The 16,749-nt window shown below is 70.8% G+C and carries 14 protein-coding genes; 6 read left to right on the top strand and 8 right to left on the bottom strand.

The annotated features are described in order from the left end of the window. Positions 1-96: 96 nt before the first annotated feature. Entirely contained in the window at positions 97-1,923 is a 1,827-nt protein-coding gene (locus ABIA38_RS03805) for an acyl-CoA dehydrogenase (protein WP_424636942.1), read from the bottom strand. A 217-nt stretch (positions 1,924-2,140) separates the two neighbouring features. On the opposite strand from ABIA38_RS03805, the gene ABIA38_RS03800 reads away from it, so the two are divergent. Next, complete coding sequence (locus tag ABIA38_RS03800) at positions 2,141-2,539, top strand: SseB family protein (protein ID WP_078976240.1); 399 nt, start codon at positions 2,141-2,143, stop codon at positions 2,537-2,539. Positions 2,540-2,590: 51 nt separating this feature from the next. On the opposite strand, the gene ABIA38_RS03795 is transcribed toward ABIA38_RS03800, so the two are convergent. The 3 genes from ABIA38_RS03795 to ABIA38_RS03785 form a co-directional block, all read right to left on the bottom strand. Continuing rightward, positions 2,591-2,716: a hypothetical protein gene (locus ABIA38_RS03795; RefSeq protein ID WP_424636941.1), complete on the bottom strand. Its 126-nt coding sequence runs from the start codon at positions 2,714-2,716 to the stop codon at positions 2,591-2,593. A gap of 24 nt (positions 2,717-2,740) precedes the next feature. Continuing rightward, the gene (locus ABIA38_RS03790; RefSeq protein ID WP_424636940.1) at positions 2,741-4,435 is read right to left on the bottom strand and encodes an N-acyl-D-amino-acid deacylase family protein; all 1,695 of its coding nucleotides are present in this window, start codon (positions 4,433-4,435) and stop codon (positions 2,741-2,743) included. 166 nt (positions 4,436-4,601) lie between these two features. Further along, a complete protein-coding gene (locus tag ABIA38_RS03785; RefSeq protein ID WP_424636939.1) occupies positions 4,602-5,228 on the bottom strand; it encodes a TetR/AcrR family transcriptional regulator in 627 nt (208 codons plus the stop codon). 237 nt (positions 5,229-5,465) lie between these two features. Between ABIA38_RS03785 and ABIA38_RS03780 the strand changes: the two genes are divergently transcribed. Further along, positions 5,466-6,536 (top strand): PP2C family protein-serine/threonine phosphatase, encoded by a 1,071-nt coding sequence (locus ABIA38_RS03780; RefSeq protein WP_424636938.1) that lies wholly within the window; start codon positions 5,466-5,468, stop codon positions 6,534-6,536. Positions 6,537-6,619: 83 nt separating this feature from the next. Here ABIA38_RS03780 and ABIA38_RS03775 read toward each other — a convergent pair whose 3' ends face one another. The 4 genes from ABIA38_RS03775 to edd form a co-directional block, all read right to left on the bottom strand. Continuing rightward, positions 6,620-7,525, bottom strand: a complete 906-nt coding sequence (locus ABIA38_RS03775) for an LPXTG cell wall anchor domain-containing protein (protein ID WP_424636937.1) — start codon at positions 7,523-7,525, stop codon at positions 6,620-6,622. A gap of 819 nt (positions 7,526-8,344) precedes the next feature. Beyond that, on the bottom strand, positions 8,345-8,965 hold the full coding sequence (gene eda / locus ABIA38_RS03770; RefSeq protein WP_424636936.1) for a bifunctional 4-hydroxy-2-oxoglutarate aldolase/2-dehydro-3-deoxy-phosphogluconate aldolase: 621 nt from the start codon (positions 8,963-8,965) through the stop codon (positions 8,345-8,347). After that, a complete protein-coding gene (gene glk / locus ABIA38_RS03765; RefSeq protein WP_424636935.1) occupies positions 8,962-9,981 on the bottom strand; it encodes a glucokinase in 1,020 nt (339 codons plus the stop codon). Before glk ends, eda begins: the two co-directional genes overlap by 4 nt. Continuing rightward, complete coding sequence (edd, locus tag ABIA38_RS03760) at positions 9,978-11,837, bottom strand: phosphogluconate dehydratase (RefSeq protein ID WP_424637174.1); 1,860 nt, start codon at positions 11,835-11,837, stop codon at positions 9,978-9,980. The genes glk and edd overlap by 4 nt, the downstream gene beginning before the upstream one ends. Before the next feature lie 174 nt (positions 11,838-12,011). On the opposite strand from edd, the gene ABIA38_RS03755 reads away from it, so the two are divergent. The 4 genes from ABIA38_RS03755 to ABIA38_RS03740 all read left to right on the top strand — a co-directional run bounded on the left by ABIA38_RS03755 (position 12,012) and on the right by ABIA38_RS03740 (position 16,669). Then, on the top strand, positions 12,012-13,256 hold the full coding sequence (locus ABIA38_RS03755; protein WP_424636934.1) for an ROK family transcriptional regulator: 1,245 nt from the start codon (positions 12,012-12,014) through the stop codon (positions 13,254-13,256). 537 nt (positions 13,257-13,793) lie between these two features. Then, the gene (locus tag ABIA38_RS03750; RefSeq protein ID WP_424636933.1) at positions 13,794-14,750 is read left to right on the top strand and encodes a pirin family protein; all 957 of its coding nucleotides are present in this window, start codon (positions 13,794-13,796) and stop codon (positions 14,748-14,750) included. Positions 14,751-15,277: 527 nt separating this feature from the next. Next, complete coding sequence (locus ABIA38_RS03745; protein WP_424636932.1) at positions 15,278-15,550, top strand: hypothetical protein; 273 nt, start codon at positions 15,278-15,280, stop codon at positions 15,548-15,550. Positions 15,551-15,553: 3 nt separating this feature from the next. After that, the gene (locus ABIA38_RS03740) at positions 15,554-16,669 is read left to right on the top strand and encodes a hypothetical protein (protein ID WP_424636931.1); all 1,116 of its coding nucleotides are present in this window, start codon (positions 15,554-15,556) and stop codon (positions 16,667-16,669) included. The last annotated feature ends 80 nt before the right edge of the window (positions 16,670-16,749 follow it).

The following is a 16,749-nucleotide window of genomic DNA, read 5'->3' as shown; positions in this document are numbered from 1 at the left end:
AGGCCCAGGCGCGGATTTCGGCACCGGTCCCGGGAACGCCGAACGCCGGGCGGGCCGAATTCGGCCCGCCCGGCGTTCGAGATCGAACCCGTGCGACTAGAACGCCGCTTCGGGCAGTTCCATGATCGTGTTGTCGATCTGCTCCACCATCAACCGCTGCGGCGTCAGCAACGGCAGGATCTCGCGGGCGAAGTGCTTCGCCGCGGCCACCTTGCCCCGGTAGAACGCCTCGTCCCGCCCCGGCGTCCCGGCCAGCTTGGTGAGCGCCACCGACGCCTGCCGCAGCAGCAGCCAGGAGACCACCAGGTCACCGGCGGCCAGCAGGAGCCGCGTGGTGTTCTGGCCGACCTTGTAGATCGAGTCGATCTCCTGCTCGGACGCCATCAGCTGGTTGATCATCGCGGCGACCATGCCCTGCACGTCCTCGGCGGCGGTCGCGAGCAACGCGACCTCCGCGGCCAGTTCGCCCTCGGCGTGTGCGGCGATGAACTCCTGGATCTCGCCAGCCACCACGGTCAGCGCCTTGCCCTGGTCGCGGACGATCTTCCGGAAGAAGAAGTCCTGCCCCTGGATCGCCGTGGTGCCCTCGTAGAGGGTGTCGATCTTGGCGTCGCGGATGTACTGCTCGATCGGGTATTCCTGGAGGAAGCCCGAACCGCCGAAGATCTGCAGCGACTGTGCGAGCTGCTCGTACGACTTCTCCGAGCCGTAGCCCTTGACGATCGGCAGCAGCAGGTCGTTGACCCGGTCCGCGGTCTCGTCGCCGGCGCCGACGAGCGCGGCACCCTCGATCCGGTCCTGCCACGCGGCGGCGTACAGCACCAGGGCGCGCATGCCCTCGACGTATGCCTTCTGGGTGAGCAACGAGCGGCGCACGTCCGGGTGGTGGGTGATGGTCACGCGCGGCGCGGCCTTGTTCGTCATCTGCGCGAGGTCGGCGCCCTGGTAGCGCTCCTTCGCGTATTCCAGCGCGTTGAGGTAGCCGGTGGACAACGTCGCGATGGCCTTCGTGCCGACCATCATCCGCGCGTACTCGATGATCTTGAACATCTGCGCGATGCCGCTGTGCACCTCGCCGACCAGCGTGCCGACCGCCGGGACGCCGTGCTCGCCGAAGGTGAGCTCGCAGGTCGTGGAGACCTTCAGGCCCATCTTGTGCTCGACGTTGGTGACGAACGCGCCGTTGCGCTCGCCGAGTTCGCCGGTCTCCGGGTCGAAGTGGAACTTGGGCACCACGAACAGCGACAGGCCCTTGGTACCGGGGCCGGCACCCTCCGGGCGCGCGAGCACCAGGTGGATGATGTTCTCGGTGATGTCCTGGTCGCCCGAGGTGATGAAGCGCTTGACGCCCCGGATGTGCCAGGTGCCGTCCTCCTGGCGGACCGCCTTGGTTCGGCCGGCGCCGACGTCCGAACCCGCGTCGGGCTCGGTCAGCACCATGGTGGAGCCCCACTGGCGGTCGACCATGAAGCCGGCCACCTTGCGCTGCTCCTCGGTGCCGAGCGTGTGCAGCACCTGGGCGAAGTCGGGGCCCGCCGCGTACATCCACAGCGCCGGGTTGGCGCCGAGCACCAGCTCGGCCACCGACCAGCGCAGCGAACGCGGGCAGTTGGTGCCGCCCATGCTCTCGGGGAGCGCGAGGCGCCACCACTCCGAGTCCATGTAGGCCTTGTACGACTTCTTGAACGCCTCGGGCAGCGTGGCCGAGTGCGTCGCGGGATCGAAGACCGGTGGGTTGCGGTCGGCCTCCGCGAAGGAATCGGCGAGATCGTTGACCGCGAGGCGTTCCACCTCGGCCAGGATCGACCTCGCGGTTTCGACATCCATGTCCGCGAACGGACCCGTGCCATAGACCTGCTCGCGCCCGAAGACCTCGAACAGGTTGAACTCCAGGTCGCGGAGATTCGACTTGTAGTGACCCATGACAGGCTCCGCCCGTGGTTGCGTCGTGTGGACTGACTGGTTGATCCGGTCGAACCGAACCGCACTGAATCCGAGTGTACTGGTCAGTAACATAATGATCGTACCCATGGGTAACTTTTTCAATGCCCAGGAGGTTCCCATCGGGTTACCACCAGGTACCGATGACCGTCTCGGCGGAGGGCGCAAACCCGGGCCGCCGACCCGCTAGCCTCGTGGTGTGTACGGCTACGCAACGGAAGAACCCCAGGCCCGGGCGGAGGCGCCGGCGCTCACCGACGCCGTGCGCGCGTTCGCCACGGGCGTCATGAACGGCGAGGACTTCCAGTCCATCTTCATCGCGTCGAAGGTCTTCTGCCCCAGAGGCGACCGGCCGGGCTTCCTGGCGCTGCACAACACCCCCGAGCCGGTGATCCCGATGTTCAGCTCGCTCGCCGAGCTGAAGAAGTACGCCGGCGAGGAGTCCCGCCACTTCACCGTGACCGGTGCAGAGGTGCTGGACCTGCTCCCCAACGGCTACGGCTTCGTCCTGGACCTGGACGGCGAGCACCGGGTGATGTTCGACGCCAAGGCGATAGAGCAGATGATCGCCTTCGCGATGCGCCGAATGTACGGCTGAACCACAGCGGCGCCGACGACCCGTGTGGTCGTCGGCGCCGGGTGGAGTCGGTCAGGACGGGCGGTGGCCGTGATTGGCCCGGTGCTTGCGGCGGGACTTGCGCTTGCGGGTCTTCTTCGACATCGCGCTCCCTTGCTCGTCGTGCCGCATGCTTACCCCCGAGCGGGCCGCGTTCATGCCCCGTTCCCACCGGGATCGCCGCTATCGGCCGCCGTGGCGCAGCAGTCGGCCGCTGTGCGTGCCGGTGGGCTCGTCGTTCTCGACGGTGACCCGGCCGTTGACCAGGATGTAGCGGTAGCCCTTGGCGTCGATCACCGTGCGAAGTTGGCCGGCCGGCAGATCGTGGACGAACTTCGGGTCGCCATAGGCCAGTTCGTCGTAGTCGTAGACGATGATGTCGGCCGCGGCGCCCTCGGTCAGCACCCCTCGGTCGGTGAATCCGGCACAGCGGGCGGGCAGCGCGGAGAGCCGCCAGTGGGCCTGCTCCAATGAGGTCCAGGCGTGCTTGCGGACGTATTCGACGAGGTACTCCGTCCCGTACATGCCCGCGCTCAGCGTCTTCAGGTGCGCGCCGCCGTCGGACAGCCCGGGGAGCAGGTATTCGTAGTCGACGAGTTCCTTCAATCCCGCCAAGGTCGCGTTGAACTGGCCGGTGTGCACCTCGGTGCGCAGCCCGTCCGCGATCGTCACGTCGCACAGCACGTCCACCGGATGCCGGTCCAACTCCGCGCCGATCTCCTTGAACGACCGGCCCTCGAACCGTCGGTAGTCCTCGGTGAACGTGCGGTGCAGCTTCATGTCCGGGTAGAGGTGGTAGAACAGCGGGTCGAATTCCCGCAGTTCGGCCCGCACGGTTGGATCGTTCAGCAGCGCGATCTTCTCCTCGACCGTCTCGGCCGCGAAGATCGTGGCCACCGGCGGGCGAGTGGAGACGCCGCCGTACAGGAAGCTGAACGGCACCGGGACGTCGGTGGTCATCGCCTGGCCGTAGATCGGGATGCCGCGCTCCTGGCAGCTGCGCAACCACTCGATCTTGCGCTTGTACAGCCCGCCGCTGCGCGAATTGGCGATCACCGCGTTCCAGATCAGCGGTCGGCCGCTGACCTCGACCAGGTGTTCGTACTCGGCCTCGGTGATCTGTGTCCCGGACAGTTGCATGAAGCCGCGTCCCTGCCGGCCCAGTACCTCGGCCAGTACGAGACGGGTCTGCGGCCACATGATGTCGGTGGGCATCGGCGTGCCGTCGAAGTCGCCCTGCATCAGCCGCCCGTTCGGGTTGCCCGGCTCACCCAGGCACTGCGCCGACCAGCCGCCCGCGCCGGCGTCCATCGCCTCGGCCAACAGGCGGGCCAGCTCCGCGTGTTCGGCGTCGGTGGGCTCGGCGCCGGCCTTGGCCCGGTCCAGGCCGAGTACCCAGATCAGCAGCGGGTTCACCGGTACGTACGGGAGTACGTTGACCGCCTTGGGGGTGCGCTCGACGCTGTCCAGGTAGTCGGGGAAGGTGACCCAGTCCCACGGCATGCCCTCGCGCAGCGTCTCGGTGGGGATGTCCTCGACGGCGGTCATCGACAACATCGCGCGCTCGCGCATGTCCTCGCGCACCGGCGCGAAGCCGAAGCCGCAGTTCCCGGTGACCACCGAGGTCACCCCGTGCGGCCCGGACGTGGTCAGGTAGGGGTCCCAGAAGACCTGGCCGTCGTAGTGGGTGTGCAGGTCGATGAAGCCGGGCGCGACGATCAGGCCGCTCGCGTCGATCACCCGATCCGCGTCCGCCGCCGCGATCCGGCCGATCCGGCTGATCACCCCGTCGGTGATCGCGATGTCGCCGCGAAAACGCGGGCCTCCCGAACCGTCGACGACGATGCCGCCCTTGATGACCACGTCGTAGTTCGCCACGGCGTTCCTTCCCTCGGCGAGCCCTTGCGCAGGATTCAGTTAATTAAAGAGTGTGTTTAATACGAGGGGTCGAAGGAGTCAAGGGATTCCGCGGTGTGGGCTGGGCTCAGCCGGACCCGGGCCGGGTCGGATCGGGGCGCGTCGGGTGCCGGGTCGCGCGGGTGGCTCAGCCGCCGGCCAGCGCGCCCGCGACGATCGCCGTCAGGTGGTCGTCGAAGGCGTCCGGGCCGAGCAGGCCGGTCGCCACGATCGCGTCCGGGCGGGGCGGTCGGCTGTATCGCGCCGCGCGGGCCGCGCACAACATCCCGACCATCTGGGTGACCAGGAACGTCCGGGTCTGCAGCGCCGTCGAGCCCAGCTCCGGCCGGGCCGCCGCGACCGCGTCCACCACGTCCTGGACGTCCGCGCCGCCGAGCAGCGGGGTGACCGGCGAGCTCGGATCGCGCAGCAGTTCCACCGAGATCTGCAGATAGGCCCGATCGGCCGGCGAGCCGTTGAGCAGCTCGGTGATCGGCAGCACGAGCGCGCGCGCGAAGCCGGCCAGGTCCGCCGGTTGCTCCCGGGCGCCGGCCAGCAGCTCCTGGCGGCGCGCGTACACCACCGGGACGTGCTGTTCGACGATCGCGCGCAACAATCCCTCGCGGCCGCCGAAGTGGTAGTGGATCGCGCCGGCGTTGCGCTGCCCGGCCGCGCGGGTGATGTCCTGCAACGGCACGTCGAGCCCGTGCCGCGCGAACAACAGCTCGGCGGCCTCGACGATGCGGCGCCTGGTGGGGCCGGAGTCACGGGGCATGCGCGCAGCATATGGCCTGGGAATGGCCCGGGTTCGAACCCGAATGGCGGCACTGTCAAGTGCCTGTTTGGCCAGGTTTGGATACGTTTTGAACCTAATGGGACCTTCGCCCCTGTCCAGGTGCCTCGGCGCGGGTGACGATGGTTGGAGTCGGTCGTCGGTACGTCCCCCCTGCGCGTCAACGAAAGGTCCCGACACATGCCTGCCCTGGCCCTCCCCGCTAGCCGAGCAGTTCCGGTGGCAGTGGGCTTGTACGTGGCGGTGCTGGTGAGTCGGGTGTTCGCCCCGGACTACCTGGACATGCACGCGGTGCTGATCGCGGTCCCGGCGGTGGTGGCGATGGCCTACCGGCCGTGGCTGACCGCGGCGGCCGGACTGATCGCCCTGGTCACCCGGCTGCTCCTGCACCCGCAGCTGCAGAACGGCGACTACAAGAACTCCACCGGCGTCTCGGCCGCGATCCTGATCGTGACGCTGTTCGGCTGCTGGGTCGGCTGGGAACGGCGGCGCCAGGACGCCCGGCTGCACCGTGTGCAGTCGGTGGCCGAGGTGGCCCAGCGCGCGCTGCTGCGACCGGTGCCCAGGAAGATCGGCCGGTTCGGCTTCGCGGTCCGCTATCGGGCGGCGGCCGAGGAGGCGTCGATCGGCGGGGATCTGTACGAGGTGCTGGAGACGCCCTACGGGGTGCGCGTGCTGCTCGGCGACGTGCGGGGCAAGGGCCTGGAGGCGGTGGACATGGCGGCCCGAACGCTGGGCGCGTTCCGCGAGGCGGCCTATGACGCGCCGACCCTGGACGAGGTCGGCGTCCGGGTGGACCGGAGCCTGAATCGGCAACTCGGCGCCGAGGACTTCGTCACCGCCGTGATGGTCGAACTGTGCCCCGGGGAGGGCACGATGCAGGTGCTCGCGTGCGGCCACCCGTCCCCGCTGCTGGTGCGCAGCGGCACGGTCGGCGAGGTGATCGCCGAGGCGGGTCTGCCGCTCGGCATGGGCCTGCTGCCGGCCGCCACCGCCCGCCGCGTCGAGCAGGTCCCCTTCCGCCCCGGCGACGTCCTGCTGCTGCACACGGACGGCGTCACCGAGGCCCGGGACGCCGCCGGCGAGTTCTACGCGCTGGCCCGCCACCTGGCGGTATTCGCGCACAACGACGCGGGGGCCATGCTGGACGCGGTCGAACAAAGCCTCTTGGCCCACGTGGGCGGCAACCTCGAGGACGACGCCGCGATGCTCGCGGTGACGCTGACCGGTCCGCTGCTCAAGGTGGTCAAACCGGCGCGGACGTTGGAACCGGCGCGGAATCCGGCGTAGGCGGCGTCGCTTCCCGGGCGGCCGTCCACACGACGGCCCCGGGAGAGGGAACTCCCAGGGCCGTCACGGTTATTGACGGATCGTCAGGCAGTCGGGACGGCACTGCGGCGCCGCCTGGTGACGACGATGGTGGCGGTGCCGACCAGGACGAGCCCACCTGCGGCGCCGACCAACACGGGCAGGTGCGACGGTCCACCGGTCTTGGGCAGCGCGGCGGGCAGCGGCTCGGTCGTGGGCGCGGCCGAGTGTGTGGCGGCCGGGCTGGTCGCGGTGACCGGGACGGCGGGCTTGGCGACGTCCTTGTCGACGACGGGCTTCGCGGGGGCGGGCTTGGCCGGCGTGGGCTTGGCGGGGGTGGGTTCGGCGGGGGTGGTGGGCTTGGTCGGGGTGGACTTGGCGAGGGTGAACGCCTTGGAGTCTTGGCCGCCTCGGAAGGTGCCCGCGCTGAGCCGGCCGTCGACCACCTGGACCGGGGTGGACTCCTTGATGGTGACCCGGATCGCGACGGTGGTGCTGCTGCCGGGGTGGCCGCCGCCGCTGATGACGAACCGTCCGTTCAGGACAGGGTCGCAGCCGGGCTTGACCGCGAGGGTCTGCGGGCTTCGGCCGGGGGGCGTGTAGCTGATGTAGACGTCCTTGGCGGTGCCGTGGTGCAGCCGGCCGTCGGGGGCGCTCATGGAGTTGTCGAGCAGTCCGAGGCTGACCCCCACCGGGATGCGACCGAGTTCGACCTTGGAGTTGTTGGTCACGGTGAGCTTGGCGGTGAAGCTGCTGCCCCGCGTGACCTTGGCCGGGACACCGGACAGGGTGGCGGAGACCTTGTCCCAGTCCGCCTGGGTGGCCGTGCGCGCGGTGGTGTCTGGTCCGGAGTCGCCGCCGCCCCCGCAGGCGTAGGCAGTTCCGGCCATGCCGGGCAGAACCGGGGTGGCGAGGGCGAAGGCGATGGCGGCCGCACCGGAGATGGCGACCTTCTTCGTGAAATGGTTCATACCGGGCATGTGCATGACGGAGTTCTCCCCCGGGAGACAGAAGTGCCGAAGAATTTCGAGGCGGAGCCGAATGCCGTGGCGGGCCCCGATCCCGGGCTCCCGTCTTGCTTGCTCTCAACCGTTACGACGCCCATCCCCCCAGGGGGGTTGCGGCCGGTTGCCGGCAATCTTGAAGGTAGTCGGCGACGGCCCGGCCGGCGGCCTCGGCGTGACGCCCGACCCGGGGGACGCGGCCTCGCCCAGGAGCAGCACCCGGGGCAGCGCACGATGGCCGGGGCCACCACCACGCGCCGGCGCTCGCCGCCGGACAGCCGGCCCCGGCGACCGCTTCGTCCGGCCCGCCCGAGAGGCCCGGCGACGGCTCCGAACACGGCTCACCACCCACCCCACCCGCGACCCGGCCTCCCGCCTCGGCCGCGTACCCGACCCGGGACGCCCCACCGGGCGCGTCAGCGCCCACGAGATGGGCCGCCCCAAGTGATCGACGCGCAAAGCGCGGAGAGCGGCGGAGCCGCAAGGTTGGGTGGGGTGGCCCGGAGCGAAGCGGAGGGACGCCGCGCCCCGAGCGAGGTGCCGCTTTTTTGCGGAGGAGCGAAGCGGGGGGAGCAAAAAAGCGGCACCTCGCGAGCCGGCGGCGAAGCCGCCCAAAACAGGAAGAGACCCGCTCTCCTCGCCGAAGAGCGGGTCTCTATTCGCGGTCTCCGCAGGTCGAACCCTCATACGACCTGCTCGTTCGTGGGCCGAACCCTCATACGGCCCAACATCCGCGGTCCGTGCCCCTGGCGCACCTCAGGGCAGAGCGCGCCAGGGGACGATTTGTTACCCGCGCAGCCCGGAGGCTTCGCGAGCGAGCTTTTCCACCCGTGTCCAGTCGCGCGAGGCGACCGCGTCCGCGGGAAGCATCCAGGACCCGCCGACACACGCCACGTTCGGCAGTGCCAGGTAGGTCGGGGCCGACGCCGGGGTGATTCCGCCCGTCGGGCAGAACCGCACGTCCGGCACCGGCGAGGCCAGCGACTTGAGGTACGGCGCGCCGCCCGAGGCCTCGGCCGGGAAGAACTTCATTTCCCGTACGCCCAGTTCGCGCAGCCGCAGTACCTCGGACACCGTCGACGTCCCGGGCAGGAAGGACAGCCCGGTCTCGACCAGTGCCCCGTAGAGCGTCTCGGTACAGCCCGGCGTGACCAGGAAGCGGGCCCCGGCTGCCGCCGCCGCCTTGGCCTGATCCGGCGTCAGCACCGTACCGGCGCCCACGAACGCGCCCTCGACCTCGGCCGCGATCCGCTCGATCGCGCCCAGTGCCGCCGGCGTGCGCAGGGTGACCTCGACGGCCGGCAGTCCACCCGCCACCAGCGCGCGCGCCAGTGGTACGGCCGACTCCACGTCGTCCACGATCACCACCGGGATCACCGGTGCCAGGTCCAGAGCGGACGTGCTCACGCCGCCACCTCCACGAGTCGAGTGCTGCGCGCGTCCAACCACGCGGACGCGCCGCGCAGGGCCGGATGCGGGGCCACCACGAGCGCGGTGGAGATGCGGTGCAGGTACGGCGCCATCGTCGGGTTGGTCTCGAAGCCCATCCGGAACTCGCTCTCGAGCAGCATCTCGGTGATCCGGGGCAGGATGCCCCCGGCCAGGAAGACACCGCCGCGAGCGCCCAACGTCAGGGCCACCCCACCGGCGAACGTGCCGAGCAGTCGGCAGAAGGTCTCCACCGTCGCGACGCACACCTTGTCGGAGCCGTCCAGCGCGCGGGCGGAGATGTCCGCCGGGCTGAGTGCCTCGGCGGTGACGCCGTGCACGGCGGCCGTGCAGCGATGCAGCCGGCACAGTCCCGGACCGGACAGCACGTGCTCCGCGGTCACCGTGCCCAGGCCGCCGCGCTCGTCGCGCAGCACCTCCAGGGCTGCGGCGTCCGGACCGTGCGCCGGCCGCAGCAGTACGTGCCCGCCCTCGCCCGGCAGCGGCACCCAGCCGCCGCCCGGGATCGGCACCAGACCGGCCACGCCGAGCCCGGTACCGGGACCGAGCACCGCCATCGGCAACATCGGGTCGGGCAGCCGCTCGCCGACCACGATCAGGTCGTCGCCGGCGAGGTGCGGCAGGGAAAGGGCCAGCGCCTCGAAGTCGTTGATCAGGTGCAGGTCCGCCACGCCGAGCTTGGTCCGGGTCTCCGCGATGGACAACACCCACGCGCCGTTGGTCAGCCGGAACCGGTCACCGTGTACGGGCCCCGCGACCGCCGCGCAGATCGCGCTCGGTCGGGCCGCGCCGGAGCGGTCCAGGTAGTCCTCGATCGCGGCGGCCAGGTCCACGTGGTCCTCGCTGCGCAGGCCCAGGACACGCTCGGGCTGCCCGCCCGGTTCGCTGACCACGGCGAAGCGCGCGTTGGTGCCGCCGATGTCGGCGACCAGCCACGGCCGCTCGGGCGTCGGCTGCGCCACGGTCGCGCTCACGCCACACCGCCCGCGACCGCGCCGAACACGCCCGCGCCCAGGTCGGCCGGGCCCACCCCGGCACGCAACGCGGTGAACAACTCGCGTCCGGTACCGAGCCATTCGGCATCCGTCGGCGCCGCCCCGGTGACCTGACGCTCACTCAGGTCGGCGTCTATGGTCAGCGTCCCCGCGACCGCGTCCACCGTCACGATGTCGCCGTCGCGGACCTTGGCGATCGGGCCGCCGGCCGCCGCCTCGGGCGTGCAGTGGATCGCCGCCGGAATCTTCCCGGACGCGCCGGACAGCCGGCCGTCGGTGACCAGCGCCACGTGGTGGCCCCGGTCCTGCAACACCCCCAGCGCGGGGATCAGCTTGTGCAGCTCGGGCATGCCGTTGGCACGCGGGCCCTGGTAGCGCAGTACGGCGACCAGGTCGTGGTCCAACTCGCCCCGCTCGAACGCGGTGAGGAACTCGGCCTGACCGTCGAACACCCGCACAGGTGCCGTCACCACATGGTGCGACGGGTCGACCGCGGACACCTTGATCACCGCGCGACCGAGGTCGCCGTGCAACATCCGCAGCCCGCCGTCCGGCGCGAACGGCTTGTCGTACGGCCGCAGCACCTCCAGGTCCAGGCTCTCCGTCGGGCCCTCGACCCAGACGATCGAGCCGTCCTCGGTCAGCTGCGGCTCGCGCCGGTAGCGGTTGAGCCCGTCACCCGCGACGGTGCGCACGTCCTCGTTGAGCAGCCCGCCGTCGAGCAGCGTGCCGATCAGGAACGCGGTGCCGCCCGCGGCGTGGAAGTGGTTGATGTCGGCCGGGCCGTTCGGATACATCCGGGTCAGCAGCGGCACCGCGGTGGACAACTCGGCGAAGTCGTCCCAGGTGAGCGTGATTCCGGCGGCGGCGGCCATCGCGACCAGGTGCAGTGTGTGGTTGGTCGAACCGCCGGTGGCGAGCAGTGCCACCACCGCGTTGACCCACGCCTTCTCGTCGAGCACCTCGCCGATCGGCGTGTACTCGCGGACCAGCGAGGTGGGGTCGCCCAGCGACGTGGTGGCCGCGACCCGGCGACCCGCCTCGTCGGTCAGCGCCTTGCGCAGCGGCTGGTCGGGGTGCACGAAGCTGGCGCCCGGCAGGTGCAGCCCGAGCACCTCCATCACCAGCTGGTTCGTGTTGGCGGTGCCGTAGAACGTGCAGGTGCCGATGCCGTGGTAGGCGCCCGCCTCGGCGTCGAGCAACTCCTCGCGGGAGACCTTGCCCTCGGCGAAGCGCTGCCGGACCCGGGCCTTCTCCTTGTTCGGGAGTCCCGAGGACATCGGGCCGGCCGGTACGAAGATCGTCGGCAGGTGCCCGAACGACAGCGCGCCGATCACCAGGCCGGGGACGATCTTGTCGCACACGCCGAGCATCAGCGCGCCGTCGAACATGTCGTGCGCGAGCGCCACGGCGGCGGCCATCGCGACCACGTCGCGGCTGAACAGGGACAGCTCCATGCCCGCGCGGCCCTGGGTGATCCCGTCGCACATCGCGGGCACGCCGCCGGCGAACTGGGCCACGCCGCCGACCTCGGCGACCGCGGCCTTGAGCTGCTCGGGGTAGGTGCGCAGCGGCTGGTGCGCGGAGAGCATGTCGTTGTACGAGGAGACGATCGCCACGTTGGGCTTGACCGGACCCTGCGGGCCGACGCCGCGCAGCCCGAGCTTCTCGCTCGGCGAGCAGGCGGCGAAGCCGTGCGCGAAGTTCGCGCAACCGAGTTGACCGCGGGCGGGCGCCTCGGAGGCCGCCGCCCGGATCCGCTCCAGGTAAGCAGAACGCGTGGCGGCACTGCGGCGCGCGATGCGCTCCGTCACTGCGGCCACCGTCGGGTGGATCCTCTGCTCGCTCACGGTCTTCGTGCCCCTGCTGTCGGCGGCGTGCTCTGCCGGTTCGGGTACCAAACTAGGGGTACTTTTGCCTCTTGGCAAGCAAAAGAGTGACGCTCGGGTGTCGAAGTAGTGAACTTAGGGCTTTGACCGAGGGAAAGCCGCCCTGGTTCACTGGATGGCATGGCCCGACGCGCAAACCCCATCCCGCACAGCAGTGCAGGCGAGGTCCTTCGCCTGGTGCGCGAAGGGGATGCCGAGACCCGGGCGGACGTCGCCCGGCTCACCGGGCTGTCCCGATCCGCCGTGGCGGCCCGGATCGACGAACTGGTCGACGCGGGGCTGTTGGCCGAGCGCGCCGACGGGGTGTCCACCGGCGGCCGGCCGCCGATCCGCCTCGAACTCAATCCCGAGGGCGGCCTGGTGCTGGCCGCCTCGCTCGGCAGCAGCCGAGGTCAGCTCGCGGTCTGCGATCTGACCGGGCGCGTGCTGGCCAGCCGGGAGACCCGGATGGCCGCCCAGGGCGGGCCGGATGCGGTACTGACCGGCCTGCCGGACTGGATCGACACGATGCTCGCGGAGGAGGGTTTCGATCCGGCGCGGGTGCGCGGGGTCGGGGTCGCGGTGCCGGGGCCGGTCGAGTTGGACACCGGGCGGGCGGCCGGTGCGCCGACCCTGCCGGGATGGGACGGGGTGGCGATAGCCCCCACGTTGCAACGCCGGTTGCCGGTACCGGTCTACGTGGACAACGACGTGAACGTGATGGCGCTCGGCGAGTATCGGGCCCGGGCGGACGCGGGCGACCTGGTCTTCGTCAAGGCGTCCACCGGTATCGGCGCGGGGATAGTGGCCGACGGCAAGGTCTACCGGGGCGCGCTCGGCGCGGCCGGCGAGATCGGGCACATCCCGGTGGCCGGCGGGACCGGGGTGCGGTGTTGGTGCGGCAATGTGGACTGCCTCGAAGTACTGGCCAGTGGGCGGCACTTGATCGAGACGTTGGCCGCGCACGGCGCACGCTTCCCGGACGGACGCGAGGTGTCCAGCGTGCGGGACGTCGTGGCGTTGGCGGCGGCGGGACAGCCCGAGGCGGTGCGGCTGGTGCGCGAGTCCGGGCGGATGCTCGGTGAGGTGCTGGCGAGTGTGGTCAACGTGCTGAATCCGGCGGTGGTCGTGCTGGGTGGCGACCTTGCCGACGCGGGTGATCCGTTGTTGGCGGGCGTGCGGGAGGTCGTGTACAAGCGGTCCACGGCGGTGGCCACGCGCGAACTGCGCATCGTGCCCAGTGTGTTGGGGGAGGCCGCGGGGCTCACGGGCTGTGCGTTCATGGCGTTGGACCAGATCCTGTCGCCCGACTCGGTGGACACGACGCTGGCGCGGCTCGCGGGTGGGCGGGCGCTGCCGAGCGTGAACCGGGCCTTGCCGGCTTGATGGCGGGCCGTTTCTGGCCTTAATCGCCGGCCGGGCTTGGCCTCAAGCGCCGGCCGGGCTGATTTTGGCTCACCTTGGGCGTGGCTCGCCCTGGCTTGGCCTCGAGCGCCGGCCGGGCTGGAGTGTTTTCGTCCCACCTTGGGCGTGACTCGCCCTGCGTTGGCCTCAAACGCCGGCCGGGCTGAGTTGTTTTTGGCTCGCCTTGGGCGTGACTTGCCCTGGGGTGGCCTCAAGCGCCGGCCGGGCTGGAGTGTCGGGCGTGGCTCGCCCTGGGTTGGGCTCGGGCGTCGGCCGGGTTGGAGAGTCGGCCGTGGCTTGCTCTGCGTTGAGCTCAGGTGTCGGCCGGGGCGAGTTGGTTTTGGCGTGCCTCGTGCGTGGCGTGTGCCGTCCTCGTGGATTGGCTTCGTCTCGCCTCGGGTGTTGCTCCGGCCTGCCCGAAAGGGGATCCTCCGCGTGGGGAATGTTGAGAGGGCAACTATCGTTGGAGCGTGCAAGGCCCGGGGAAGCCGGGACCGTACTCGTTTCGAGGAGCAGGTCATGCCCGCCGTTACCGTTTCCAACCCGCTGGACCTGCCGCGTCTGCCGGAGCCCGGTCTCGACGCGCGTCCGCGGCCCGTGCTTGCCGTCACCACCGCCCCGAGCGGGGTCGAGGGGGAGGGCTTCCCGGTCCGGCGTGCGTTCGCCGGCGTCAACCAGAGCTATCTCGACCCGTTCATCATGATGGACCAGATGGGCGAGGTGGATTACGCGCCGGGCGAGCCCAAGGGCACCCCCTGGCACCCGCACCGCGGCTTCGAGACGGTCACCTACCTGATCGACGGCGAGTTCGTGCACCAGGACTCGGCCGGCGGTGGCGGGGTGATCACCGACGGCGACACACAATGGATGACCGCCGGCTCCGGGCTGCTGCACATCGAGGCGCCGCCGGAGGCGCTGGTGACCAGTGGCGGCCTCTTCCACGGCATCCAGTTGTGGGTCAACCTGCCGTCCGCGCAGAAGATGACCGACCCGCGCTACCAGGACATCCGCGCCGGTGACGTCAAGCTGCTGGCCTCGGACGACGGTGGTGCGCTGGTCCGGCTGATCGCCGGCTCCGTCGGCGGCTTCGACGGCCCCGGCATCACGCACACCCCGATCACCCTCGTACACGCCACGGTCAACCCGGGCGCCCGGCTTTCGCTGCCCTGGCGCAAGGACTACAACGCGCTCGTCTACGTGCTCGCCGGTTCCGGGACCGTCGGGACCGATCGGCGACCGATCGAAACCGGCCGGCTCGCGGTGTTCGGGGCCGGGGACACCATCGACCTCCAGGCGGACGCGCGGCAGGATTCGAACAAGCCGAACCTCGAAGTGATCGTTCTCGGTGGGCAGCCGATCGGGGAGGAAGTAGCCTGGTATGGCCCGTTCGTGATGAACACTCACGCCGAACTGGCGCAGGCGTTCGACGACTTCAAGGCGGGCCGGATGGGCCGGATCCCGGCGGACCGGATCTGACGACCGATCAACAGTGGCCGAAGATCATCGGCCGAGGATCTGACGCATCGTCAGAGCCCTTAGAGTGCAAGGGAATGCCTCATAGGGGCGAGCGCGTGGGCTACCCAATGCAGCCGACCGGTCGCCCCTTGACGCTGTCCCGCGCACTGGCCACACTGAACAAGGTCAAATGGAACGTACCGGTTTGCCGCGCTATGAGCGCGGCCTGCGGAAAGAGGAGTGGAGCCGTCACCTCACCACCGTGAGCTCCGCCGCCGGGTCGAAGTGGCCCCGGTCGACGGGTGCGATGTGACACCGGACGAGAGGAGTCCGCGTATGTCCTGGCCCTCCCGGGTGGCACACGGCATCGGCGACGGTGACCGACGGCCGCCCCATGCCTCATATTTCGCCAATGTGTCGATCGGTACAACCGGTGCGATCCGTACCGCCGATACGACCGGTGCGACCGGTGCGAACGCCGTGACCGGTGCGAACGCCGTGACCGGCTCGTTCGGTGGGCTCGGCGCGTTCCGGTCGCGGAGGCCGTGATGGCCACCGACTGGCGTAAGAAGTTCGTGGAGAACACGGTCAAGACCCGGACCTCGTCCACGAATTGGCTCGCGCTCAGGATCATTCACTCGAACGTGCTCACCATGCTCATTCTCGGCACCGCGGCGGTGTTCGCGGTGGTCCTGCATGTCAAAGGACGCGCGCGCGATGGCGAGTTGTTCGCGCTTGCGATCGCCGTGCCGTGGATACTGGCGGCATATCGACACAGTCGCACCTGCAAGCCGTGTCCACGTCAGTCGGGAGGGGGATAGGCGATGAGCGCGTACGAGCCGCCACCGCCCCCCGAGGCACGTGGACTTCGCCTCGGCGATCTGGTGCGCAGACGCCACCTCTCCGATCCCGAGGAAGAGGAACCGGCGTTCCCCACCGCGCGTGCCGAACGTGCGAGCGAACCCCGGCGCGAGCCGCGCGAGCCCCGCGACTCACATGCGACGTACGCTCCCCGGGACGACGACGAGCCGTCCTGGCGGCGGGACTTGCGCGCGCGCCGGGAGCGTGAGCGGGAGGTCGCCCCCGAGTCCCGCCGGCCGACCGAGCCTCGACGTACGCCCCAACCCCGTCGTGGCACCGACCGCGGCGCCGCCGCCCCCGACCCGCGCTCCGGCCGAGCCGCGGACGACGCCACCCGCGCCGAGCGGTCCCGCCCCGAGCGCGCCCGCCGCGGCGAGACCGATCGTGCCCGCCGAGGCGACGTCGAGCACGCCCTCCGCGCCGAGCCCGGGCCCGGCGCCGCGACCAAGGCGGCCAAACCGGCCACGCCCGCCGCGCCGTCCGCGTCCTCCGCCGTCCGGCGCGCGATGCGGCCGCGCGACCCGGGCGGCCGGTACAACCCGCCCAAGGCCCCGATGGCCCCGGCGCCCCCCAGCACCCCCACGCCCCCCGCCGAGCCCGCCCGCAAGCCCCTGTGGCGCAAGTCCGCCAAGGCCACCGAGACGGGTACGGGGGCCGACACCGCCCCGACGGCCGCGTCCGGCCCGGCCGGCCTGGCCGGATTCGTGCGCAAGAAGGTCACCGGCAACGCCGGCAACGAGGCGGCCGGCGCCGCCGGTTCCGATCCGCAGGGCGGTTCGGGCACGTCCGGAGGGCAACCGCCGTTCGCCGGCGGGGACGGCGGACCCAGCCGCGGCCCGTTCAGCAGTCCCGACCTGATCATGCTGGTTCCCGCCGGATTCGCCACCTACTACGGAGCCGGGCTCTTCGTGAGCTGCTCCCACGAGGCCGGCTTCATGGCGGCCTTCTGCCTGTGGCTCATGATGGGCTTCTGGATCGTGATCGTCAGCGCGAAGTGGCCGTTGCTACGGCTGATGCGCTGGGCCTGGGTGCTCGCCGGTCTGATGGCCGGGGCAACCATCCCCATCGGTGGCGGATGACGGTGCGTGCGACGTGAGTAGCTTACGAACCGTCATATCACGGGTACGCCAAGGCAAACAGGGACCGGGGGACGTCCGCG

The organism is Embleya sp. AB8 (assembly GCF_049739465.1).
GTDB lineage: Bacteria > Actinomycetota > Actinomycetes > Streptomycetales > Streptomycetaceae > Embleya.
This window is presented reverse-complemented; position numbering and strand designations above follow the sequence as displayed.

Excerpts from the sequence above, each read along its gene's own strand:
- ABIA38_RS03805 (WP_424636942.1), bottom strand. The coding sequence starts at position 1,923 with ATGGGTCACTACAAGTCGAATCTCCGCGACCTGGAGTTCAACCTGTTC.
- ABIA38_RS03795 (WP_424636941.1), bottom strand. The coding sequence starts at position 2,716 with ATGAACGCGGCCCGCTCGGGGGTAAGCATGCGGCACGACGAGCAAGGG.
- ABIA38_RS03785 (WP_424636939.1), bottom strand. The coding sequence starts at position 5,228 with ATGCCCCGTGACTCCGGCCCCACCAGGCGCCGCATCGTCGAGGCCGCC.
- ABIA38_RS03775 (WP_424636937.1), bottom strand. The coding sequence starts at position 7,525 with ATGAACCATTTCACGAAGAAGGTCGCCATCTCCGGTGCGGCCGCCATC.
- ABIA38_RS03755 (WP_424636934.1), top strand. The coding sequence starts at position 12,012 with ATGGCCCGACGCGCAAACCCCATCCCGCACAGCAGTGCAGGCGAGGTC.
- ABIA38_RS03750 (WP_424636933.1), top strand. The coding sequence starts at position 13,794 with ATGCCCGCCGTTACCGTTTCCAACCCGCTGGACCTGCCGCGTCTGCCG.
- ABIA38_RS03745 (WP_424636932.1), top strand. The coding sequence starts at position 15,278 with ATGGCCACCGACTGGCGTAAGAAGTTCGTGGAGAACACGGTCAAGACC.
- ABIA38_RS03740 (WP_424636931.1), top strand. The coding sequence starts at position 15,554 with ATGAGCGCGTACGAGCCGCCACCGCCCCCCGAGGCACGTGGACTTCGC.